Genomic DNA, 23,075 nt, shown 5'->3' with positions numbered 1-23,075 from the left:
ATTCGGCCGGACGATTCAGGCTGGGCCTGGACTCATCGGGCGTGGCGCTGGTTAGGCCAGTGCTTCTGCCGGGTGCGCAATCACTGTAGCACCTTTGAAGTCGACGGCCAGCATGAGCGATTGCCAGGGTGTCGTGGCGTGCTCGGCCACGAGTTCCGCGGCCTCCGCGCGCTGTCCGGGGTCGCTGCCGAGCACGAGGATCGACGGACCCGCTCCCGAGACGACTGCCGCGTGGCCGTGAGACCGCAGCAGCTCGATGAGGTCGCCGGTCTCCTGCATGGCGCTCGCACGGTAGCTCTGGTGCAGTTTGTCCTCGGTTGCGTCGAGCAGCAGTTCAGGGCTCTGGATGAGTGCCGCGATGAGCAGCGACGACCGCGAGACATTGAAGATCGCGTCGGCGCGCGACACGTTCTCGGGCTGGAGGCTGCGCGCGAGCTCGGTCGACATGGTGCTCTGCGGCACACAGACGAGCGGCGAGACACCGCGGTGCACCATGAGCTTCTTGTGCCGCGGGCCGGTGACACCGGTCCACGCGATAGTCAGTCCGCCGAAGAGGGCGGGAGCCACGTTGTCGGGGTGACCCTCGAGATCGGTCGCGATACGCAGCAGGTCGTCGGAGTCGATGTCGACGATGCCGTCGAGGAGCCCCTTCGCGGCCATGATGCCCGCGACGATCGCGGCGCCGGATGACCCCATCCCGCGCCCGTGGGGAATCGCGTTGCGCGCTACGAGGTGCAGTCCGGGTACCGGCTGGCCGAAGACGCCGAAGGTGTGGGCGATGGTGCGCACCACGAGGTTGGACGCGTCGGTCGGCACCTCGCCCTGGCCGACGCCGATGACGTCGACGAAGGCTCCGGGCTCGTCGCGAACGGTGACCTCGAGGTCGTCATAGAGCGAGAGGGCGAGTCCGAGGGTGTCGAATCCTGGTCCCAGGTTGGCAGAGGTCGCCGGAACCTTGACCTGGACCGAGCGCCCCGCAGGCAGACCGGTCATGCCCGGACGAGACCCAGCACGGAAGCGATCTCGGCGGTGTCGACGGGAACGACGGTCGGGGTGACGTCGGAGCCGTCCGCGGCGCGCAGGGCCCAGCTCGGGTCCTTGAGGCCGTGGCCGGTGACGGTCAGCACGATGGTCGCGCCTTTCGGGATAAGTCCCGCGTCTGCACGCTCGAGCAGGCCGGCGACGCTGATCGCGGAGGCGGGCTCGACGAAGATGCCGACCTCGGCGGAGAGGATGCGGTGCGCCTCGAGGATCTTCTCGTCGCTGATCGCTCCGAAGTAGCCGTCGCTCGTCTCCCGGGCGGCGAGGGCGAGCTCCCACGAAGCGGGGTTCCCGATGCGGATTGCGCTCGCGATGGTGTCGGGGTTCTTGACGACGTGACCGAGCACGATCGGCGCGGAGCCCGCGGCCTGGAAGCCGAACATGCGCGGCAGCTTCGTGGTCTCGCCGCGGGAGAGTTCCTCGCTGTAGCCCCGGAAGTACGCGGTGTAGTTGCCGGCGTTGCCGACCGGGACGATGTGGATGTCGGGGGCGTCACCGAGAACCTCGACGACCTCGAAGGCCGCGGTCTTCTGGCCCTCGATGCGGTCGTTGTTGACCGAGTTCACGAGGTGCACGGGGTAGTTGGCGGCGAGGTCACGCGCGATGTCGAGGCAGTCGTCGAAGTTGCCCTGCACCTGCAGCAGCTCGGCGCCGTGGGCGATGGCCTGGGCGAGCTTGCCCATGGCGATCTTGCCCTCGGGCACCAGCACGGCGGCCGTGATGCCGGCGTGGGTCGCGTAGGCGGCAGCGGAGGCCGAGGTGTTGCCGGTCGAGGCGCAGATGATGGCCTTGGCGCCGGCCTCGACGGCCTTGGAGACAGCCATGGTCATGCCGCGGTCCTTGAACGAGCCGGTCGGGTTCATACCCTCGAACTTGACCCAGACCTTCGCGCCGGTGCGCGCGGAGAGCGCGGCAGCGGGGATCAGCGGGGTGCCGCCCTCACCGAGGCTGATGATCGGGGTGGCATCCGTCACGTTCAGACGGTCGCGGTATTCGTGGAGAACTCCACGCCACTGGTGTGCCATTACAGACCCTCAACTCTCAGAACGGAAACAACTGCGGTAACTACGTCGTTCGCAGCGAGGGCCTCGACCGTGGTGGCGAGGCTCGACTCGGTGGCGACGTGTGTGACGATTACAAGGGTAGCGGCGGGCTGGGTGTCATCCTTACCGTCGCGAACGGTCTGCGAGACGGCTTCGACGGAGACGCCGTGGTCGCTGAACAGGGTGGCGATGGTGGCGAGCACGCCCGGCTGGTCGACGACCGTGAGCTCGATCTGGTAGCGGGTGAGCACACTCGCCATCGGCAGGATCGGCAGGTTGGCGTGCGTCGACTCGGCAACACCGGGCCCGCCGATGACATGGCGTCGGGCTGCCGAGACGAGATCTCCCAGAACAGCGGATGCCGTCTCCGGCCCGCCCGCTCCCGCGCCGTAGAACATCAGGCTGCCGGCAGCCTCGGCCTCGATGAACACCGCGTTGTTCGCGCCGTGAACGGCGGCCAGCGGGTGCGCGAGTGGAATGAGTGCGGGGTGCACGCGCGCGCTCACGCCGTACTCGCCCGTTCCGTCGATCTCGATGCGCTCGCAGATTGCAAGTATTTTGATGACGTAGCCGGCCTTGCGCGCAGCCTTCACCTGGCTGTCGGTGATCTCGGTGATGCCCTCGCGGTAGACGGCGTCGAGCGGCACGGTCGTGTGGAAGGCGAGGCTCGCGAGGATCGCAGCCTTTTGCGCGGCGTCGTATCCCCCGACGTCTGCGGTGGGGTCGGCCTCGGCGTAACCGAGGCGAGTGGCCTCGGCGAGAGCGTTCTCGAACGTGTCGCCCGTGGCATCCATCGCATCGAGAATGTAGTTCGTCGTTCCGTTGACGATGCCGAGGATGCGGGTGACGCGGTCGCCGGCAAGGCTCTCGCGCAGCGGGCGGATGATGGGGATCGCGCCGCCGACCGCCGCCTCGTAGTAGAGCTGAGCGCCGACCTGCTCGGCCGCCTCGAACAGCTCGGGGCCGTGGGTCGCGAGCAGCGCCTTATTGGCGGTGATCACGTCGGCGCCCGAGTTGATGGCCTGCAGCACGTAGGTGCGGGCCGGCTCGAGCCCGCCCATGAGTTCGACGACGATGTCGGCATTCACGATGAGGGCTTCGGCGTCCGTCGTGAGCAGGTGCTTCGGGATCGCGGGCGTGCGCTCGGCGTCGATGTCGCGCACGGCGACCCCGACCAGTTCGAGGCCGGCGCCGGCGCGGTTGGCGAGCTCCTCCCCGTGGGTCAGCAGCAGGTCGACGACGTTCGCGCCGACGGTGCCGCCGCCGAGGAGGGCGACGCGGAGGTTGCGGTACTCGATCATTCAGTGTCCAATCCGGCGTCCCTGGAGAGCAGGTCCGCTTCGGTCTCGCCGCGCACGATGACTCGTGTACGGCCGGTCTTCACGGCGACGACGGGTGGTCGCGCGAGGTAGTTGTAGTTGCTGGCCATCGCCCAGCCGTAGGCACCCGTCGCGGGTATCGCGAGCAGGTCGCCGGGTTGCACGTCGCCCGGCAGGTAGTCGGCGTGTACGAGGATGTCCCCGCTCTCGCAGTGCTTGCCCGCAACCCGCACGAGCGCCGGGGCTGCGGTCGAGGAACGGTTCGCGATGCGCGCTGAGTAGTCTGCGGCGTACAGAGCCGGGCGGATGTTGTCGCTCATCCCGCCGTCAACGCTGACGTACTTGCGCACGGCGGTCGCTGAGCCTGTCGAAGCGTCCGAGACCACCACGTCCTTGATCGTGCCGACCGTGTACAGCGTGGTCATCGACGGGCCGATGATGGAACGGCCGGGCTCGATCGCGATGACCGGAACGGGGATCCCGCGCTCGGCGGCCGCCGTCGCCACGATGGCGGCGAGCCTGCGCGCGAGCTCCGGGATGGGCAGCGCGTCATCCACCGATGTATAGGCGATGCCGAACCCGCCGCCGAGGTTTAACTCGGGAACCGGGCCACCGGCCAGCAGTTCGGCGTGCACGGCGAAGAGGCGCGAGGTGGCCTCGGCGAATCCGTCGGACTCGAAGATCTGGGAACCGATGTGGGAGTGCAGGCCGAGGAACTCGAGCGAGTCGTGCGAGCGGATGCTGGCCACCGTCGCGGCGACCTCGGCGAGCGGGATGCCGAACTTCTGGTCCTCGCGGGCCGTGGCGAGGTACTCGTGAGTGTGCGCGTGCACGCCGCTGTTGACCCGCAGGCGCACGGGCTGCACACGACCGTGCCGCGCCGCCGCCTCGGCCACGCGTTCGATCTCGATGAGGCTGTCGAGCACGATCGCCCCGATGCCGACGCCGACGGCACGGTCGATCTCGGCGACGCTCTTGTTGTTGCCGTGCAGGCCGAGACGCTCGGGCGGCGCTCCCCCGGCGAGGGCGACGGCGAGCTCGCCTCCGCTGCAGACGTCGATATTGAGGCCGTCCTCGATCATCCACGCCGCGACCTGGGTGGAGAGGAACGCCTTTCCGGCGTAGTAGACCTTGACGCTCGAGCCGATCGCGGCGAACTCCGCGTCGAATGAGTCGCGGATGCCCCGGGCGCGAGTCCTGACATCCGCCTCATCGATCACGTACACGGGTGTGCCGTACTCGGCCGCGATAGCTATCGCCGAGGCGCCCGCGATGAGCAGCTCACCGTCGGCTGCGCGCTCCGCGTTCTGCGACCAGACGCTCGGCGCGAGCGCGTTGGCGTCGTGCGGGCGGACCAGCCACGACGGGGCGAGCGGATTGTCAGACACGTGCGGACCTCTGAACGAAGGATCGGATAACAGGATCGAAGGAACGAAAGCGGGACGCCGGGGAGGCTCCCGAAGCCGATCCAATCGTATCGGTAGCGCGAGGAGGGGGTGATCAGGCCGCCGGAGCGCAGGTGCCGCGCGAGGACAGCCCGCCACCCGCGAGGGGAACCTTCTTGCCGTCCGCCGTGAGGATCACCGTCGCGGGCGTGACGGTGAGGCCGGTGAGGGTGAGCTTCTCGGGCAGGAAGGTCGCGACGCACAGCGTGCGTGGGTTGAGCAGCACCTTACCGACCTTGCCGTACTTGCTGGCCGCGAACTCCTCAGTGGTCATCGGTGTCTCGCCCACGGTGATGGTCTGCGGGGTGAGCACGAGCGCGCCCTCGACGACGCTCGGCACGAATGCGACGAGCAGGGGCACCCGCTTGCCGCCGGCCTTGACGGCGGAGCTGAGGGTCATGGTCCCGTCGCCGAGGGTGACGGGTGTTGTGGCCGCACCCTGCAGGGCGGTCGCGAAGGCGAGCGCGCCCTCTTCATCGAGCGTCAGCGCGATGGCCACGCTGTCAGAGGGAACGGAGGGGCTCGTCGGCACACCCTTCGCCTCGAGCGCGAGTGCACCGGTGAGGCCGCCGAAGCTCGCCTTCGAGACGTCCACGCTCACGTTGTCGATCGAGCCGCTCGCGGCCTGGGCGAGGAACAGCCCGCCGCCGAGGTCCACGTCGACCTTCGCGTCGTCCTCGACCTTGAGAGCACTGCCGACCAGGTCGCCGATGAGGTTGGATGCCGAGTCACGCAGGAATCCGTCGACCGCGATCGTACCGCCGACGACGATACCGCCGAGGATCGCGAGCGTGACCACGACAGGGAGGAGGCGGCGCAGGAAGCCCTTCGGGGCGATCTCGACCTCCTGGAAGCCGAGGTCCACCGGGTTGTAGCTCACCGAGGGGTCGTAGTAGCGGTCGACCTTCTTGACCGTCTCCCGCTGGCGCTCAACGGGAGGATTCTGCACGAGCTGGGCGCGGGCCGCGGCATTTGCGCGAACAATGGCTGCCTCGCGGGCTATGGCCGCCTCGCGGGCGGCCGCACCATCACGAGCGAGGGACTCGTCAGAGGTCGGCTGGGCGGGGTTCGATGCGCCGAGGCCCCAGTTGAACGGTTCTGGTTCGCGGTCCATGAGCCCATACTGGCCTGTCTACCGTGCGATACGCGCGCGGCGTGCCGGTTGATACCGTGCTGTTACCCGGTCCGTCGCTATGCGGCGGGGCAGGTGCCGACCTCGGAGAGCCCGGCTCCGCCGAGCGCAGCGCCGTCTCCGCTGAGCTTCACCACGAGGCTTCCCGATACGACGTCGACATCGGTCAGGGTGAGGGCGGCGGGCAAGTACTCGCCGACGCAGAAGGAGCGCTGGCCGAGCAGGTCGCGCGCGATTCCGGCGAACGGACCCTCGCGCAGCGCCTCGACCGAGATGTCGGCGCCATTGACGGTGATGACGCTGGGGTCGAAGGCGATCTCGCCGTTGACAACCGCGGGCAGCAGCTCCACGCCGACCGGCACCGCGAACCCGAAGACCTGGAACTCGGTCGCGATGGCAACACGATCCTCGACGAGGGAGATGTCCGTGAGCTCTGCGCCGCTCAGGTACGACGAGAGGGCCGAGAGGTTCGCTTCCGGAACCGCAAGGGCGACCCGCATCGTGTCGACGGGAAGGGCCGTGTCAAGCGGGATGCCGGTGAGCGCCAGGTCGAGATCGCCGGAGATGGCACCGAAGGAGACGTCGGGAACAGAGACATCCACCGAATCGATACTGCCGGTGAGCGCTTGCGCGAGCAGGGATCCCGGGCCGATGGTGACATCCATGTCGGCGCCGGGCTCGAGGTTGAACACCTCGGTGACCTTCTCGCGCACGAAGTTCTGCGCGAAGTCGCGGGCCACGATGTCGCCGACGATCCAGCCGACCACCCCGAGCACGATGACCACGCCGAGGGCGATGAGCCAGCCGAGGCCGCGACGGCGCTTCTTCTCCTTCTTGGGCACGGTGAGTACGTCGCCCTCGCGCACGATCGGCAGCTCGCCGAGCTCGACGGTCTTCGCGAGGTCGTTGTTCTGTTCGTCGGCCATTACATGCGCTCCGGCGCGCTCACGCCGAGCAAGCCGAGGCCGTTGCGCAGCACCTGGCCGGTCGCGTCGTTCAGCCACAGGCGGGTGCGGTGCACGTCGCCGACCGGCTCTTCGCCGAGCGGAGTGACACGGCAGTTGTCGTACCAGCGGTGGTAGGCGCCGGCGACTTCCTCGACATAACGGGCGACGCGGTGCGGCTCGCGCAGCTCGGCGGCCTGGCGCACGATGCGCGGGAACTCGGCGAGGATGCCGAGCAGGATGCTCTCGGTCTCGTGGGTGAGCAGCGAGGCGTCGAACACGTCGCGCGTGACACCCGAGGCGGCGGCATTGCGTGCCACCTGATGCGTGCGGGCGTGGCCGTACTGCACGTAGAAGACGGGGTTGTCGCTCGTCTTGCGGCTCCACAGGTCGAGGTCGATGTCGATGGTCGAGTCGATCGAGCTGCGCACGAGAGCGTAGCGTCCCGCGTCCACCCCGACCGCCTCGACGAGGTCTTCGAGGGACACAACGGTGCCGGCGCGCTTCGACATGCGCAGCGGTTCGCCATCCCGAAGCAGGTTGACCATCTGGCCGATGAGGATCTCGAGGTTGTAGTAAGGCTTGTCACCGAAGGCCTCGGTCATGGCCATCAGGCGCTTGAGGTAGCCGTGGTGGTCGGCGCCGAGCATGATGAAGTTGCGCTCGAAACCCCGCTCGCGCTTGTTGAGGTAGTAGGCGAGGTCGCCCGAGATGTAGGCGCCCTCCCCGTCGCTCTTGATGACAACGCGGTCGCGGTCGTCGCCGAAGGTCGTGGTGCGCAACCAGGTGGCGCCGTCCTCCTCGAAGATGTGACCGAGCTCGCGAAGGCGGGCGACGGCGCGGTCGACCGCGCCCGACTCGTGCACCTCGTTCTCGTGGAAGTAGACATCGAAGTCGACGCCGAAGTTGTGCAGGCTCGCCTTGATGTCGCCGAACATGAGCTCGACGCCGACTGAGCGGAAGACCTCCTGCAGCTCATCTGCGGGCAGCTTGGTGAGGTCGCCCGGGTAGTCGTTGATGATGCGGGCCGTGATGTCGAGGATGTACTGCCCCGCGTAGCCGTCCTCGGGGGCGGGCTCGCCGTGGAACGCCGCAACGAGACTGCGCGCGAAACGGTCGATCTGCGCGCCGTGGTCGTTGAAGTAGTACTCGCGGGTGACGACGCCGCCCTGCGACTGGAAGATGCGGGCGAGGCTGTCACCGACGGCCGCCCAGCGCACACCACCGATGTGAATCGGGCCGGTCGGGTTGGCGGAGACGAACTCGAGGTTGATCGGCACACCGGCGTAGAGGTCGCCCTCGCCGTAGCTCGCTCCGGCCTCGACGATGGTCTTCGCGAGGGCACCGGCGGCGGCCGCATCGAGGGTGATGTTGATGAAGCCCGGGCCCGCGACATCCACCTTCGACACTCCGTCGACGGCCGAGAGTGCCTCGGCGATCTCAGTCGCGAGCTCGCGCGGGTTCGTGCCGAGCGGCTTCGCCAGTTTCATGGCGATGTTGGATGCCCAATCACCGTGATCCCGATTGCGCGGGCGCTCCAGCACAACGTCGCCGAGCGTCACGGACTGAGTGGCTCCACGGCGCTCGAGCACGGTGGAGACGGCGGCGAGCAGGGAGGCGGAGAGATCGGCGGGATTCACGGTAGTCAAGCTTATCGTCGCCGGTCGGCGAGGTCGGGCTAACCCAATTGCAGCTGCTGGATGCCGTCATCCGTCGGCAGCTCGTCGACGATGGCCAGCACCGTGAGCTTGTTCAGCACCAGGTCGGCCCAATGGTTGGTGAGGAACGCGATGTCCGCGGCATCGCGGCCGGTCGAGATGCGCACCATCGACTGGCGGGGAGCCAGACGCGTGGCATCGACGACCCACCACTCGCCGTCGATGAACGCCTCAGCCACGGCGTGGAAGTCCATCGGGCTGAGCCCGGGCGCGTACACCGCTGCCATGCGGGCGGGCACGTCGAGCGCGCGCAGCAGGGCGATCACGAGATGGGCGTAGTCGCGGCAGACACCCCGACGGGCCATCAGGGTCCCGGCGGCACCGTCGGTGACCCGGCTGGAGCCGGGGACGTAGCTGAGCTTGTTCCACACCCAGAGGGTGACCGCGCTGAGAAGCTCGTGGCCGACCAGGCCGCCGAACTCGGAGCGCGCCGTGGGCAGCAGGCTGTCGGACTCGCAGTAACGACTCGGCCGCAGGTAGATGACCTGGTCGAGGGGGTCGACCGGGGCGGGCTCGCTGCGTCCCTCCACCACCGCACGGTAGTCGACGACGAGGGAGCCCGGGCCCGCCGCAAGGCGGTGGAGTCGCGTTCCGTGGCGGTCGGTCAGTTCGGTGAAGTCGAGGGGCGTGCCATCCAGAACATAGGTGGCCGACTCACTCGCGAGCTCGGCGCTGGACACCGCCGCGATGCTGAAGACCATGTCGGTGTTGCCGGCGAGATTCATCTCGAGGTGCGAGGAGACAGTGCGCTGCATGGGTCGATCTTGTCACGGCCAGAGCAGGTCCCGTTGCCAGTCGCCGCCTGACTTCTCGTAGCGCAGCCGGGTCTGCTCGCGGTGGCGCGCTGCCTGCCAGAATTCGACGGTCTGTGGGCGGAGAATCCAGGCCACCCACTCCTCCGGCACGAACCGGTCATCGGCATCGACGCGGGCCTGTGCATCGGCCTGAAGTTCGTCATGATCGTCGCCGATCGGCTCGCTCTGGTGGCCGGCTATCGCCGTCGCCCTGGCTTTGGGATGACGTTGCAGGAAATCCGCCCGTGCCACGTCGCGTGGCCCCTTCTCAATGGCTCCCGTGACCCTGATCTGGCGCCCCTGCTCGCGCCAGTAGAGCACCACGGCGGCTCGCGGGTTGGCCTCGAGGTCACGCCCCTTCGGACTCGACGACAGGCTCGCGAACCAGACGCCCTCCGGTGTGAGGTCCTTGAGTAGCAGGGTGCGGGCACTCGGCGCTCCGGCGGCGTCACTCGTCGCCAGCGTCATGGCGTGCGGTTGGGCGACACCCTGCGCCAGCGCTTCCTCCAGCCAGGTGCGCAGGAGGTCGAGGGGATCGTGCGGTGCGGCATCCGGAACCAGCTCGGGCATGTCCTCGCCGAAGACCTTCAGGGCTCTTAGTCGGTCGCGCAGGCTGGGCTCGCTCATGTGGCCAGCCTACGACTGGTAACCTTGGAGACGTTCTCCGGGCCCCCATAGCTCAGGGGATAGAGCACTGCCCTCCGGAGGCAGGGGCGGCAGTTCGAATCTGCCTGGGGGCACAGTTCGATCTGGCGAAAGTTTGTCGATGAATACCGTCGGTCCGCCCCGCGCAATTCGTGCGTCCGATCTATCGGCCTCCTGGGGTGACGAATGTACCGTTCGTCAGAACGCGAATGCCCGCCGAGAATACTCGGCGGCCCACTTTTGAAGCGGTTCGAAAACAGGCAGGGTTTTGATCACCGAGGAGTCGACCGCCGAAAAAAGCCCGATCGTAAGGCTTTTTGGACTTACTCCGCTTGCTCCGCAAGCCCGCAGCAAGCCCGCAGCAACCGACAGCAGGTCATGACCCCCGCAGTCCTTCGAAGTCAATATGACCTCGGCGTTTACGAGGTCTGTCGCCATGTCCTCGAGATCGTGAATGGTGCCCGATCTCGAATTTGCGATCTTGAGCACGTCCTCGATCGCAGGAATAGTCAGGTCGGTTTGTATGACCGCTTCGAACGGAAATTTCCGAAGTTTAAGACCCAAAACTCTCTGCTCATTGACCAGGCGAAGCGGTGCTAGAACCATCGCGACCAAATAAATAAGATCCATAGGACGTCCTCCGGAGCCAGTGCTTAGCGCCGCGTACGCTTCTGTGGAATGAACGCTCATGGTGCGCATGAGCAATTCAGGCCGCTGTCGGATGACATCTCCGACCAAGTCGTACGAAGCGGTGGCCACGATCGTTGGAGGGTATGAAGCAGAAATACCAAGATGATCGTCCAGGTCTCGATCGATCACGGCCACGGCACCCTTTAGGCGGTTTGCATGAAGAAGCAATCCCGCGCCGTATACAGCGGCCTTTCCGCCGCCAATTAGAGGCGTCAGGTCGGATTCATTGAGATGACCCGTCAGCAGACGGTCTTCGTCGCTGCCTTCGAAGATGGCGAAAATCATCTGAGACGTCTGACGCTGCATCAGTACGTGTGCGTAAAGAGAATCAGCAGTAAGTAATTCCATCATTGAAATTCAGCATTTTCCGGTCCGAGTTGTTTCGCGTTCGTCCACCAGTTGTTGATCACCTGTGGTGAATGAGTCGCAACTATGAATTGGAATCCACTCAGCTTCGCTATCCGAGCAACATCGCTGACAAAACTGAGTTGCCAGCTGACATGGAGAGAAATCTCCGGTTCGTCGATCAGCACAAGCGAGCCTGCCTTTACGTTGAATAACAGGCCATACATGAGGATGATCTCGTGTTGCTCGCCGGAAGACAAGGAGTCGAGGTCGATGGTGCTGCCGTCTTCAGTTGACGTTACTGCGAGGCCGTCATCGGCGTTCACGTGAAGTATCTTTCGCAAGAAGCGAGTGTTGACGATGTCCTCGAAGAGCTCGATACGCGCAAGCAGTTCCTCGAAGGACTCCAGCTTGCGATCCGCGTCTCGCAGATAAAGATCGAGCATTGCTATCTCGAAAGGCGAAAGCTTTCTCTTCGGGAGCGAGAGTTCCGGCTCAAGCCCAATAAGAGCAATCTGAGCCAGCCTGCTCCGGAAGCGGTCCTGAAGGTCGTATTTCTGCCGAATTTCATTCTCATTGATTGCAGGGCGCTCCTCCTGGCCCAGCATCCTATTCGGGAACGTTCGATCGAGCTGCTGAGTAATTTTTGAGTTTTCTGCCAAGGCTTCTGAAAGAAGCTTTTTTGTCCGATTCGCATAGTTGACGATGGTGCTTATTGGACGTCTTTGTCGTCCATTTCGTCCCATTGCGCGGTCTCGGCCGGCAGAATACTCCTCGATTCGAAGACGCTGCGTTTCAATCAAATGGGACTGTAATTCGGCAGAGAAATCTGACAAACCATCTGGCATCGGTCTCGCCATTTTTGCGTCTGTTAACGAGCGACCCGAACTGAATCGACGCTGAAGATCGACGAAATCTGCGATCTCGCCGTCCGCGTTGTCCTGCCATTCCGTAGTTCCAGCGATTGGCGACCACGTTGTCTCTGTGCGGAGAAATCTCTCGAACTGCGCTATTCCGCGATCATCTGTGACCCAATGAATGGGCCGATTGCCACGCCGTTCTAGTACGAAGCGCAGCTCGTAGATCGTCTCGACGTTTAGGCTGCTAAATTTTCCACTTCGCGACACCGAGAAATGAGACCCATCGTCGAAAACGATGTGCGCGCGATCAAACGGAAGCTGCGTGAGTTGAGCGGTGTCGAGCCTCATTAAGCCGTCGATGGCTTCGAGAAACTTAGTTTTGCCGACGCCGTTCGGGCCGTAGACGATTGCGAAGTCGCCCGAGCCCGGCAAGTCGAGGTGGTGGTCATACTGGCCCAGGACACCGGTGACACTTAGGTTACTAACTCGCATTGCGCTCCGCTCATACCGCTTTTTGGCTACGAACCACTCATCAGTCGCCGTGGCGACAGCCGCAAGGCAAACCTAGTGCGTGCTTGGTCTCTTCAAGCTATCGCCATGAGACGACGTGTGCGACCATCCAGCCGTCGCATGACACCTTCTTGCGAGTAACATTTCGCCGCTAGAAGGAGTGGGTGAGTCACTCAGAAGAGCGCCGGCTGCACCCGGTCCGGCGTCGTCAGCCCGGTCAGGGTGACCCGAAGGCCAACCAGTGGCTTCGGCGCGTCGACGAGCTGCGGCAGCAGCGCGGCTGTCCAGGCATCCACCGAGGCCGACGCATCCGCGAGCCCGTGCTTGAGCACTACCTGCTCACCACCCTCGGCCCGCAGCGCCACCGCAAGACCCGTCGCCACGAGCCCCGCCCGCTCCGCCCGACGACAGACGCGGGCGATGCACGCTTGCATGAGCTCCGCCGGGTTCCAGTCGCGGCGGTTGTAGCCCGAGATCGTGCCCTCGGTGGTCAGGCTCGTGCGACTTTCCACCGAATGGATGACGGCATCGTCCGTCCCCTCCCGAATCCGCCAAAGCTTCCGGGCCATGGTCGTGCCACAGACGCGTTGCACCTCCTCGCGCGGCCGGGAGTCCAGGTCGCCCAGCCGGATCACGCCGATCAGCCGCAACTTCTCCACCGTCTTACCGCCGATCCCCCAGACGTCGTCGATAGGTATAGAAATCCTTAGCTGCGCCTCATCGACCGGGGAGATGACATGCAGCCCATCCGGTTTCGCGGTACGCGACGCGAGCTTGGCCATCAGCTTGGTTCGCCCAACGCCCACGCTCACGGAGATGCCGAGTTCACGCTTGACCCGCGCGCGAAGCTGCTGGCCGAGGGCGGCGGCGAGATCAGGATCCGAGGTGCCCGAGTCGATGAAGGCCTCCTCCATCGAGCCGGGTTCGACAGCTGCGAAGTCCTCACCGAAGATGTCGAACAGCTGGTCGCTGACCTGCTCCACCTCTTCGCGCGGAACGTCGATGAGCTGCAGCTCGCCGCACAGGGCCAGGGCCTCCTGAGCGAGCATCCCGCCGCGCACACCGAACGCGCGAGCCGGGTAGTTGGCACTCGCGATGAACACGTGCGCCACGACCGCCATCGGACGGTGCACCAGCTCCGGGCGCCGCCGCAGCACGACCGACGCAAAGAAGCTGTCGGCGTCCACATGTAAGAGGAGGGATCGTGCCACGACTCCATCGTACATATGTTCGAATATGGGGGATCAGTGCCCGTGCCGGTGATCACTGTCCGGGTAGTGCTCGTGCGAGTGGGTGAGCGCCTCGTGACTGTGCTCGTGCCGGTGCCGAATACCCGCCGCGACCGGCTCGAGGTGCTCGTGCTGGTGATGCGCGTCGTGAACGTGCCAGTGATCGTGAACAAGGGCGGGGTGGGAGTGGGCGTGCTCGTGCCGCTCGGTGAGGTGCAGCCAGACCCCAAAACCCATAAGCAATCCGGCAGCGACCAGCGGCAGCGTGAGCGACCCTCCCAGCATGAGGGCGAGGATGGCGCCGAAGAACGGGGCGATCGAGAAATAGGCGCCGGCTCGAGCGGTTCCGACGTGGCGCATCGCGACGATGAACAGCACGAGGCTGACCCCGTAGGCGAAGAAGCCCACTGCCATGGCCGCGGCGATGTTGCCGGGCGCCGGCAGCTGCGCACCGAGAGCGAAGGCGAGAACAAGGTTGACGGGCCCCGCGACGCCGCCCTTGATCGCCGCCAGCCAGGTCGCATCGTTCAGGGCGACCTTGCGGGTGAGATTGTTGTCGATGCCCCAGCACAGGCACGCGCCGAGCACCGCGAGCGACGGAAGCACGTTGCCGAACTCCGCCCCGGTCGGCACGCTGAGGATCGCCGCTCCGGCAACGATCGCGAGCATGCCGAGAGCGATGCGGCGGTCGACGTTCTCGCGGAACACGAACCACGCGAGCAGTGCCGTGAACACGCCCTCTGCGTTGAGCAGCAGCGATGCACCGGATGCCGGCATTCCGACAAGACCGACCATCAACAGCACCGGGGCGAGGATGCCGCCGAAGAGGATCGCCCCGCCGAGCGGCAGGTACTCCGAGCGCTCGAGCCGCACCCGGGGCGAGCGACGGAGGAGCCGGATGAGTCCCAGCCCGACACCGGATCCGGTGTACAGCAGCCCGGCGAGCAGCCACGGATTGACAGAGTCGAGAAGCAGCTTGGCTGCGGGAGTGCCCATCCCGAACAGCACGGCAGCGAGCAGCGCGGCCTGCACCCCGCGGTGTCGAAGGCTGGACAGCATGCTCCGAGGGTAGCGCGCGGTCAGTGCCCGCCCGCGAGGATCTCCCGCACCGACGCCGCGAAGCCCGCCGGGTCGACGAGGAACGCGACGTGATCGCCCGGCATGTGCGTGACCCGCTCGCCCAGCTCCTCGGCGAGGGCGAGGGACGTCTGCTCGGTGAGCTGCCCGGTCGAGTCGCGGCCGACGCCGATCACCACCCGCGTCGTCGAGGTGGTCAGGGCGTGGATGTTCGGCACGAATCGGGTTGTGGCCTGCAGCTCGTGGCTGAGGAAGCGGGCGCCGTCGAGCGCATCCTGTTCCGACATCTGCGGGGGCGGCCCCTGCGTCTCCTCGTCGAGACCGGCGACGCCCATGAACTTCGCGAACGCCGGCCCGAGCCCATCTCGGTGATAGGTCGCCACGATGTCGTCGGTGTTGGCGCGGTGCGCGGCGGCATCCGGCAGCAGTTCGAGCACCGGAGGCTCGTGCGCGATGAGGGTGCGAATGCGGCCGGGATGACGCTCCACGAGCGCAAGCCCGGTGACCGCGCCACCACTCGTGCCGAAGGCGTCAGCCGACTCGGCGCCGAGATCGTCGAGGATCGCGGCGACGTCATCCGCCCTCAGATCGGGGGTCGAGTCCTGGTCGGCATTGTCGATCGTGCTCTTCGCGATGCCGCGCGGATCGAAGGTCACAACGGTGTGATCGGAGGCGAGCTCGTCGGCGAGCGCCGCGAAGTTGGGGGAACTCATCGGCGAACCGAAGACGAGGAGCAGTGGGCCGGTGCCGCGTGTTTCGTAGTACAGCCGTGCTCCGGGGACCTGGAGTGAATGGGTGTCTGTCATGTGGACACCGTACACATCTACACTGACATTCATGGCGCAACTCATCTATTCGTCCATCGCCTCGCTCGACGGCTACATCGCCGATGCCGACGGCAACTTCGACTGGAGCATGCCCGACCACGAGGTGCACTCTGCGGTCAATGAGCAGTTCCGCAGCATCGGCACGCAGCTGATCGGGCGCCGGCTGTACGAGATCATGAGCTTCTGGGACACGGCCCAGGACGACGATCCCACGATGGCCGAGTTCGCCGCGCTCTGGGCCGACTCCGACAAGATCGTGTACTCGTCAACGATGCCCGAGGTCACCGCGCCGCGCACCCGCCTCGAGCGCGACTTCCGGGCCGACGACGTGCAGCATCTCAAGCGCGTGGCCGACCGCGACCTGTCGATTGGCGGGCCGGAACTGGCGGCCCACGCGCTGCGCGCAGGTCTCGTTGACGAGATACGGATCTACACGAGCCCGGTGATCGTCGGGGGTGGCACGGCACTCTGGCCGGCCGATCTGCGCCTCGACCTCGAGCTGATCGAGGAGCGCCGCTTCGGCAACGGTGTGGTCTACACCGGCTATCGAGTGAGGTAGACCGCGGCCCGGAATCCCGCGGTACTATCACCAGATGCACAGAAGGCGGGCCCTCGATACGGTGCTGCGCCAGCTGGCCGCAGGCGACTCGGCGGGGGCGAACGAAACCGCCGCATCGACGTCCGACGACACAAACGACCCCTACCTGCTCGGGCTGCTCGCGTTCGGCCAGTTCATGAGCCAGGACTTCGAGCTGTCCGCCCGCACGGCCGCCCGCGCGCTCGATGCTGCAGCCGATCCGGCGGCACTGATGCTCGCACGCGCCGCGGCCGGTCTCGCCGCTACCGGCTGGGCGAGCGAGGGGCCGGACACACTCATCGCGGCACGGGATGACCTTGCTCTGCTCGACGGCACCGACCCCGACTCGGAAACGTTCATCCGGTATCTGCTCGCCGAGGGCGCGCTCAGCGGTGGTCGCCTACGTCTGAGCGGCGAATTCCTTGCGGCCTCACCCGACCTGTCGCCCGACTTTCTCGCCACGGACGCCGGGCCGCACCCGTTTCTCACCATCATGAGGATCATGCGGGTGCGACTCCATTGCTTCCAGGGCCGGATCACCGAGGCCATCGAACTCGGCGAGGCTGCGCGGGAACTGGCGACGGAGACTCGCGCCGAGCTTCTGGTCGACGCGACACTGTGCCTCCTCCGCGGCAACGCGGCGCAGAAGGGGCAGGTGCGCGAGATCGCCGACTGGCTGGAGCGTGCTCTGCCCGACCCCACCGACCATCTGTCGAGCGGGTGCTACCTGCTCGTCGCGTTCGGACTCATTGCGACTGCCGACGTCGCCCGAGCAGCGCGTTTCGTACTGCTCGCGGGCGGCACACCCGGACTCGACAAGCTCACCATCCTCGACCGCGCCCTGGGGCTCGAGATGCTCGTCGCCGCAGCGGTCTCCGACCACGACCTCACCTCGGCCGCGGCGTGGCGGGAGCGGGCGCTGCCCCTGCTCGACGACCGCATCGCCCGCCCCACGATCGAACGCATCCTGAGCCGCGTCGACCTGCTGTCGGGCGATGCGGCGAGCTCCGAGCGATTCGCGGCGAGCGCCGTCGAACACGCTCAGGAGGATGACCGGGCCATCGAGGTCGCGGAGGGCGAGATCGTGCTGGCGCGGGCCCGCATCGCCCTCTCACGACGCGGCGCGGCCAGCGCGAGCCTCGAGGTTCTCGCCAGGAGTTCTGTGGGTTCGGGCCACCTCGCCGCGCGGCAGTCGGCGGCACGGGAACTCCGCAGCATCGGTCGACGGCTGCGGCCAGCGACCGGCTCCGGCTTCGACGGACTGTCAGCCCGCGAGCGCGCTGTCGCCCTGCTCGTCGTCGAGGGCTTCGGCAACCAGGCCATCGCAGCCGAGCTGCACCTCAGCGAGCACACCGTGCAGGTGCACGTCTCGCGGGTGCTCGCCGCATTCGGGGTCCCTTCCCGGTTCGCCCTCGCCGCCCAGCTTGCCCCGCTTCTTCCGCAGACGACGGATGACGCGGCTCCTCCACCCCTCACTCCTCGACAGCACGCCGTCGTCGATCACATCGTGCTGGGCCACAGCAACGAGCAGATCTCCCACCAGCTCGGCGTGAGCGTGAAGACCGTGGAGAAGCACGTGAGCGAGGTGTTTCGGCGCTGGAACGTGGCGTCCCGCATCGGCGTAAGCCGTATCGCCCGCACCCGCGAAGGTTAACGGCTATCCCTACTGCGCCCGCGGCCCGCGTCGCCCAGCATGGGAGCATGGATATCCGTGGAGTTGTGGCCGTTGCATCCGTCCTTCTGCTGGCCGGTTGCGCACCGGGCGCGGCGACGCCCGCCGAGGGTGAGGCGCCGGCGGCCGCGGAAGGGGCAACCGGCTGCGAGGCCTCGACCGACGACAGCTACGCGCCGTTCAGCGACCCGGCGCTGAGCGCGCACCCCGAGGACGGCACCGAGTGGGGCGACGGAACGAAACTCGACTTCACCTACGACGCCTACGACGCCGCGCGTTTCCCGCAGTTCGGCTACGACCTCGGCTACATCCAGGACGACGGCTCGGTCTCACCCATGGGCGGCGGCTTCTTCGACAAGGATGAAGAGGGAAACTTCTCAACCTCGAACAATGTCTTCGATTCGAATGCGTTCGGCAACTACGGCTTTATGACGGTGACGATCACGCAGGAGGCGGAGGGCGGTGGCGACCCGCTCACCACGGAGACGATCGGCGTGTACTGCCTGAAGTTCGTGGAGGGCTAGGCGCGCTTCCGTGATGCTTCGACTTAGGCGCTGATGCGCTTGAGCACGTGGATGGGGATGAATACACCGAGGCTCGACATGATGATGCCGCCGGCAAACATCACGAGCTCGAAGCCCTGAACGGTGTCGGCGTAGCCCATAAGCAGGAAGCCGCCGGCGAAGAGCAGGAAGGATACGACGAAGGCCACGATGTTCATGGGCCCAGCTTATCGTGTTGCTAGCATGCGGTCGTGAGCCGTTCCGTGCTGGTCGCCCCCGATTCCTTCAAGGGCACTCTGTCCGCAGCGCGTGCCGCGAGCGCGATCGCCGAGGGCTGGTCGTCACGTCGCCCCGATGACACCATCACCCTCCTGCCCCTCGCCGACGGTGGCGAGGGCACCCTGGATGCGCTGCGCGCGGCACTCCCCTGGGCCGTGCTGCACGACGTCGGTGCGGTGACCGGCCCCTCGGGCGCCCCCACTCCCGGCCAGTGGCTCGAGCTTCCCGGCCGCATCGCCGTCGTGGAACTCGCGCAGTGCTCCGGGCTTCCGCTCATGCAGGAGCTCGACCCGCTGGGCGCGACCACCGCCGGTCTCGGCGAGGTGATGGCGGCCGCACTCCGGTCGGGCGCCCGGTCGATGGTCGTGACGCTGGGCGGGTCGGCATCCACCGATGGCGGAATGGGCGCGCTCACCGCACTCGGCGCCGTGCTTCGGGATGCAGCGGGCTCCCCCATCCCGCCGGGCGGAGCCGCCCTGGCTCGCGCCGTCGCGCTCGACCGTTCCGGCCTGCTCGCGCCCCCGCCCGGAGGCGTGACGCTCCTGACCGACGTGGATGCGCCACTCCTCGGCCCGCGCGGCGCCGCAGCGATCTTCGGCCCGCAGAAGGGCGCGGATGCCGCCCAGGTCGAGCAGCTCGAGTCGGCCCTCAATCACCTCTCCGCCGTGCTCGGCGGCAACACGGAAGCTCCCGGGGCGGGTGCCGCCGGCGGCACCGGATACGGACTCGCGACCCTGTGGCGCGCCAGCATCGAACCCGGGGCGGCCAGCATCGGGCAGCTGAGCGGGCTGCCCGCCGCGCTCGCCGCGGCGGATGTGGTGATCACCGGGGAAGGCCGCTTCGACGAGCAGTCCCTCGGCGGAAAGGTCGTCGGTCACGTGCTCGGCGAGCTCACGGGTCAGGCGGCTGCGGTCATCGCCGGTTCGCTCGGCGCTCGACCCGAGGGTGCGTGGGCGGCATCCCTCACTGAACTGGCCGGGAGCAGCGCGGCAGCGATGACCGACCCCGAGAAGTGGCTGCGAATCGCCGGAGCCCGGGCGGCCGACGCGCTCTAGTCGGCGTGCGTCTCGAGGAACTCGTACAGCTCACGATCGTCGACACCGGGGAAGGTTCCGGAGGGCAGCGGCGACAGGATGTGCGCGTGCAGCTTCGCGCTCGACCACGCCCGGCCCGACCAGCGGTCGGTGAGATCCTCGGGCGGCCGACGGCAGCACGACTCGTCGGGGCAGCGCGAAGTGACGCGGTTCGTGGTCTCGCGGCCGCGGAACCACTTCGAGTGACTGAACGGCACCCCGATCGTGATGGAGAACTCCTCGGCGCTCGTCGTTCCGGTTTGGGTCGAGTCGAAGAAGGTCCCCTCGGGGGTGTCGGTGTACTGGTAGAACTCGGTCGTGCGGTTGGTGCGTGCGAACGCGGCCCGGGCGCTCCAGTGGCGGCAGACGAGCTGCCCCTCCGTTGAACCCGTGACGTCGACCGGCAGGCGCAGGCCGTCGTTCGAGTAGGCCTTGTGCACCGCGCCATCCCCACCGACCCGCAGGAAGTGCACGGTCATGTCGAGGTGCGCCGTGGCGAGGTTGGTGAAGCGCAGGGCGGCGGCCTCGTGGGTCACACCGAACGCGTCGCGGAAATCCTCGACCGCGATGTTGCGCTCGGCTTTGGCCGCACGCAGGAAGTCGAGCGACTGCTGCCGCGGCATCAGGCACGCGGCGGCGAAGTAGTTGATCTCGAGGCGCTGCTGCAGGAAGTCGGCGTAGCTCTGCGGCTCCGAGTGTCCGAGCAGGCGGTGGGCGATCGCCTGCAGCGCCATCGAGCGCAGGCCGTGGCCGCCCGGGATCGACGCGGGTGGCAGGTAGATGCGGCCGTTCTCGAGGTCGGTGACAGAGCGAGCGGAGTGCGGCAGGTCGCCGACGTGCACCAGCTCGAAGCCGAGCTTCTGCGCCATGCGACTCACCGAGCGGTGGGTGAGAGCGCCGACCGTGTGCCCGACCGAGGCAACTGACTCCTCGGCGAGCGCCTCGATCTCCGGCAGGTAGTTGTCGAGGGCGCGCATGCGCTCGCGCAGCTCCGTGTTCGCGCGGCGGGCCTCCTGGGGCGTCGCGATCGCTTCGCGGGAGCGGCGGGCGAGCTCGGTGTGCAATCCCACGAGAGCCGTGAGGGTCTCGTCCGACATGCTTTTTGTGGGGCGGATGCCCGGAAGCCCGAGTGAGGCGTAGACGGGATTGCGTTGCATCCTCTCGAGGGCGATCTCGAGGCCGGCCCGCACGGTCGGCGGCTCGTCGTCGAGCAGGGCGGACACCGGCACCCCGACGGCGTCCGCGATCTCGCCGAGCTGGCTGAGCCGCGGTTCGCGTTTGCCGTTCTCCATGAGCGAGAGCTGGCTGCCGGCGATGCCCACCACGGCACCGAGCCGGTCGAGGGTGAGCCCGGCCTCGGTGCGGAAGTGCCGGATGCGCTGTCCGAGCGTTGCAAGATCCTTCATAGTGCGATGGTAGCGAAACATCGGCAATTCTTAACCTGATCCACTCCTTCAAAGCGACGAAGGCAGCGCGCAACATGGATAAACCACCACTTCTTGCAGGCAACGAACGGAACGGAACGGTTATGTCACTCGCAACGATGCAGCATCCCGCGGCTCCCCTCTTCGCAGCACGCTCGGTGGTGGCCTGGGTCGAATCGATCGCCGACCTCACCCAGCCCGACGCGATCGTCTGGTGCGACGGCTCGGTGCGCGAACGCGACGAGCTCACCCACCTCATGGTCGACAGCGGAAGCCTGATCCAGCTCAACCCGGAGTTCCGCCCGTACAGCTTCCTCGCCCGCAGCGACCCGAGCGACGTGGCCCGCATCGAGGCACGCACGTTCATCTGCTCGGCCGACGAGGCCGACGCCGGGCCGACGAACAACTGGCGCGAACCGGTGGCCATGCGCGAGACGCTCACCGGGCTGTTCGAGGGCAGCATGCGCGGCCGCACTCTCTACGTCGTGCCGTTCTCGATGGGACCGCTCGACTCGCCGCTCGCCCGACTCGGTGTGCAGGTCACCGACTCCCCCTACGTCGTGGTGAGCATGGGCATCATGACGCGCATGGGCACGGCGGCCCTCGAGCGTATTACCGACCAGACCCGCTGGGTGAAGGCCGTGCACAGCGTGGGAGCCCCGCTCGACCTCGGCCAGGACGACGTGCCGTGGCCCTGCAACGACACGAAGTACGTCTCGCACTTCCCCGAGGACCGCGAGGTCTGGTCGTTCGGGTCGGCGTACGGCGGCAACGCACTCCTCGCCAAGAAGGCCTTCGCCCTGCGCCTCGCCTCGGTGATGGCGCGGGATGAGGGCTGGCTCGCCGAGCACATGCTGATCCTCAAGATCACCAATCCGGTCGGTCGCGTCTTCCACGTCGCGGCGGCCTTCCCAAGTGCGTGCGGCAAGACCAACCTCGCGATGCTGCGCCCCACGATCCCCGGCTGGGAGGTCGAGACAATCGGCGACGACATCGCCTGGCTCGGCCAGGACTCCGAGGGACGCCTGCGCGCCATCAACCCCGAGGCGGGATTCTTCGGTGTCGCTCCCGGCACGGGCGCCTCGACGAACGCGACGGCGATCGACACCCTGTGGGGCAATGCGATCTTCACCAACGTCGCCCTCCGCGACGACGGCGACGTCTGGTGGGAGGGCATGACCGACACCCAGCCCGATCACCTGATCGACTGGCGCGGTGACGACTGGACCCCGGCCTCTGCCGGCACGGCCGCCCATCCGAACTCACGTTTCACCGTGGCAGCCGCCCAGTGCCCGTCCATCTCGGACGACTGGGAAGACCCACGAGGCGTCGTCATCGACGCGATAATCTTCGGCGGTCGCCGCGCGACCAACGTGCCGCTAGTGGTGGAGGCACGGGACTGGGAACACGGCGTCTACCTGGGCGCCACGATCTCGTCCGAGCGGACGGCGGCCGCCGAAGGCACCATTGGGGAACTCCGCAGGGACCCGTTCGCCATGATGCCGTTCTGCGGGTACAACATGGCCGATCACTGGGCACACTGGCTCTCGGTCGGGCAAGCCCTCCGAAGCCGCGGCGGGGTGCCGCGCGTGTTCCAGGTGAACTGGTTTCGCACCGACGAGGACGGCTCCATCATGTGGCCCGGCTTCGGGGAGAACTCCCGGGTGCTCGCGTGGATCCTTGACCGGGTCGATGGCAAGGTCGCGGCGAAGGACGGGCCACTGGGCCTCCAGCCGCTCGCGGGCGACATTCCGCTCGAGGGGCTCGAGCTACGCGCAGGGGACTGGGAGCGCCTGTTCGCCGTCGACCGGGATGCGTGGCTCGCCGAGGCGTCATCCGCAGAGGAATTCTTCGCCACCTTCGGCGACCGCCTGCCTACGGCGATGACCCGCCAGCTGGCCGAGCTGCGGCGCCGGCTCGAGCGCTGA

21 protein-coding genes and 1 tRNA gene are annotated in these 23,075 nt (G+C 67.0%); 6 read left to right on the top strand and 16 right to left on the bottom strand.

Features of this window, described 5'->3' with window-relative positions; genetic code table 11:
- Positions 1-51 precede the first annotated feature (51 nt).
- From thrB to EYE40_RS02185, 9 genes are all read right to left on the bottom strand, one after another.
- Complete coding sequence (thrB, locus tag EYE40_RS02225; RefSeq protein ID WP_130980416.1) at positions 52-993, bottom strand: homoserine kinase; 942 nt, start codon at positions 991-993, stop codon at positions 52-54.
- Complete coding sequence (thrC, locus tag EYE40_RS02220; RefSeq protein ID WP_130980415.1) at positions 990-2,066, bottom strand: threonine synthase; 1,077 nt, start codon at positions 2,064-2,066, stop codon at positions 990-992. Before thrC ends, thrB begins: the two co-directional genes overlap by 4 nt.
- Complete coding sequence (locus tag EYE40_RS02215; RefSeq protein ID WP_130980414.1) at positions 2,066-3,385, bottom strand: homoserine dehydrogenase; 1,320 nt, start codon at positions 3,383-3,385, stop codon at positions 2,066-2,068. Before EYE40_RS02215 ends, thrC begins: the two co-directional genes overlap by 1 nt.
- Positions 3,382-4,791, bottom strand: a complete 1,410-nt coding sequence (lysA, locus tag EYE40_RS02210; RefSeq protein WP_130980413.1) for a diaminopimelate decarboxylase — start codon at positions 4,789-4,791, stop codon at positions 3,382-3,384. The genes EYE40_RS02215 and lysA overlap by 4 nt, the downstream gene beginning before the upstream one ends.
- Before the next feature lie 112 nt (positions 4,792-4,903).
- The gene (locus EYE40_RS02205) at positions 4,904-5,962 is read right to left on the bottom strand and encodes an LmeA family phospholipid-binding protein (protein ID WP_130980412.1); all 1,059 of its coding nucleotides are present in this window, start codon (positions 5,960-5,962) and stop codon (positions 4,904-4,906) included.
- Between the two features lie 77 nt (positions 5,963-6,039).
- On the bottom strand, positions 6,040-6,906 hold the full coding sequence (locus tag EYE40_RS02200) for an LmeA family phospholipid-binding protein (protein WP_130980411.1): 867 nt from the start codon (positions 6,904-6,906) through the stop codon (positions 6,040-6,042).
- Complete coding sequence (argS, locus tag EYE40_RS02195) at positions 6,906-8,564, bottom strand: arginine--tRNA ligase (protein WP_130980410.1); 1,659 nt, start codon at positions 8,562-8,564, stop codon at positions 6,906-6,908. Before argS ends, EYE40_RS02200 begins: the two co-directional genes overlap by 1 nt.
- Before the next feature lie 38 nt (positions 8,565-8,602).
- Complete coding sequence (locus EYE40_RS02190; protein WP_130980409.1) at positions 8,603-9,397, bottom strand: transglutaminase-like domain-containing protein; 795 nt, start codon at positions 9,395-9,397, stop codon at positions 8,603-8,605.
- 12 nt (positions 9,398-9,409) lie between these two features.
- A complete protein-coding gene (locus tag EYE40_RS02185) occupies positions 9,410-10,063 on the bottom strand; it encodes a pyridoxine/pyridoxamine 5'-phosphate oxidase (RefSeq protein ID WP_130980408.1) in 654 nt (217 codons plus the stop codon).
- A gap of 41 nt (positions 10,064-10,104) precedes the next feature.
- On the opposite strand from EYE40_RS02185, the gene EYE40_RS02180 reads away from it, so the two are divergent.
- Positions 10,105-10,176: transfer RNA gene (locus EYE40_RS02180), tRNA-Arg, on the top strand.
- A gap of 103 nt (positions 10,177-10,279) precedes the next feature.
- On the opposite strand, the gene EYE40_RS02175 is transcribed toward EYE40_RS02180, so the two are convergent.
- The 5 genes from EYE40_RS02175 to EYE40_RS02155 all read right to left on the bottom strand — a co-directional run bounded on the left by EYE40_RS02175 (position 10,280) and on the right by EYE40_RS02155 (position 15,598).
- Positions 10,280-11,122, bottom strand: a complete 843-nt coding sequence (locus EYE40_RS02175) for a hypothetical protein (RefSeq protein WP_130980407.1) — start codon at positions 11,120-11,122, stop codon at positions 10,280-10,282.
- A complete protein-coding gene (locus EYE40_RS02170; RefSeq protein ID WP_130980406.1) occupies positions 11,119-12,468 on the bottom strand; it encodes an AAA family ATPase in 1,350 nt (449 codons plus the stop codon). Before EYE40_RS02170 ends, EYE40_RS02175 begins: the two co-directional genes overlap by 4 nt.
- A 191-nt stretch (positions 12,469-12,659) precedes the next feature.
- Positions 12,660-13,697: a DNA polymerase Y family protein gene (locus tag EYE40_RS02165; protein WP_161972334.1), complete on the bottom strand. Its 1,038-nt coding sequence runs from the start codon at positions 13,695-13,697 to the stop codon at positions 12,660-12,662.
- Between the two features lie 33 nt (positions 13,698-13,730).
- Positions 13,731-14,774 carry a DMT family transporter gene (locus EYE40_RS02160; protein ID WP_130980404.1) on the bottom strand — a complete coding sequence of 348 codons (1,044 nt, stop codon included), beginning with the start codon at positions 14,772-14,774 and terminating at the stop codon, positions 13,731-13,733.
- A 20-nt stretch (positions 14,775-14,794) separates the two neighbouring features.
- Positions 14,795-15,598, bottom strand: a complete 804-nt coding sequence (locus tag EYE40_RS02155; protein ID WP_130980403.1) for an alpha/beta fold hydrolase — start codon at positions 15,596-15,598, stop codon at positions 14,795-14,797.
- A gap of 31 nt (positions 15,599-15,629) precedes the next feature.
- Between EYE40_RS02155 and EYE40_RS02150 the strand changes: the two genes are divergently transcribed.
- Genes EYE40_RS02150 through EYE40_RS02140 form a run of 3 tightly spaced genes read left to right on the top strand, consistent with a single transcriptional unit; the run spans position 15,630 to position 18,392 of the window.
- Entirely contained in the window at positions 15,630-16,178 is a 549-nt protein-coding gene (locus EYE40_RS02150) for a dihydrofolate reductase family protein (protein ID WP_130980402.1), read from the top strand.
- 34 nt (positions 16,179-16,212) lie between these two features.
- Positions 16,213-17,850 (top strand): LuxR C-terminal-related transcriptional regulator, encoded by a 1,638-nt coding sequence (locus EYE40_RS02145; RefSeq protein WP_130980401.1) that lies wholly within the window; start codon positions 16,213-16,215, stop codon positions 17,848-17,850.
- A gap of 47 nt (positions 17,851-17,897) precedes the next feature.
- Entirely contained in the window at positions 17,898-18,392 is a 495-nt protein-coding gene (locus EYE40_RS02140) for a hypothetical protein (RefSeq protein ID WP_130980400.1), read from the top strand.
- 23 nt (positions 18,393-18,415) lie between these two features.
- On the opposite strand, the gene EYE40_RS15480 is transcribed toward EYE40_RS02140, so the two are convergent.
- Positions 18,416-18,589, bottom strand: coding sequence for a hypothetical protein (locus EYE40_RS15480; protein ID WP_193554470.1), 174 nt, complete (start codon positions 18,587-18,589; stop codon positions 18,416-18,418).
- Between the two features lie 33 nt (positions 18,590-18,622).
- Between EYE40_RS15480 and EYE40_RS02135 the strand changes: the two genes are divergently transcribed.
- Positions 18,623-19,705 carry a glycerate kinase gene (locus EYE40_RS02135; protein ID WP_204742205.1) on the top strand — a complete coding sequence of 361 codons (1,083 nt, stop codon included), beginning with the start codon at positions 18,623-18,625 and terminating at the stop codon, positions 19,703-19,705.
- Here EYE40_RS02135 and EYE40_RS02130 read toward each other — a convergent pair.
- Positions 19,702-21,129 carry a helix-turn-helix domain-containing protein gene (locus tag EYE40_RS02130; protein ID WP_130980399.1) on the bottom strand — a complete coding sequence of 476 codons (1,428 nt, stop codon included), beginning with the start codon at positions 21,127-21,129 and terminating at the stop codon, positions 19,702-19,704. The genes EYE40_RS02135 and EYE40_RS02130 overlap by 4 nt on opposite strands.
- Positions 21,130-21,251: 122 nt before the next feature.
- Between EYE40_RS02130 and EYE40_RS02125 the strand changes: the two genes are divergently transcribed.
- Positions 21,252-23,075 carry a phosphoenolpyruvate carboxykinase (GTP) gene (locus EYE40_RS02125; RefSeq protein WP_130980398.1) on the top strand — a complete coding sequence of 608 codons (1,824 nt, stop codon included), beginning with the start codon at positions 21,252-21,254 and terminating at the stop codon, positions 23,073-23,075.

It is taken from the genome of Glaciihabitans arcticus, assembly GCF_004310685.1.
In the GTDB taxonomy this organism is placed as follows: Bacteria; Actinomycetota; Actinomycetes; order Actinomycetales; family Microbacteriaceae; genus Conyzicola; species Conyzicola arctica.
Note: the sequence above shows the minus strand (reverse complement) of the source record. Positions and strands in the feature narration are given on the sequence as shown.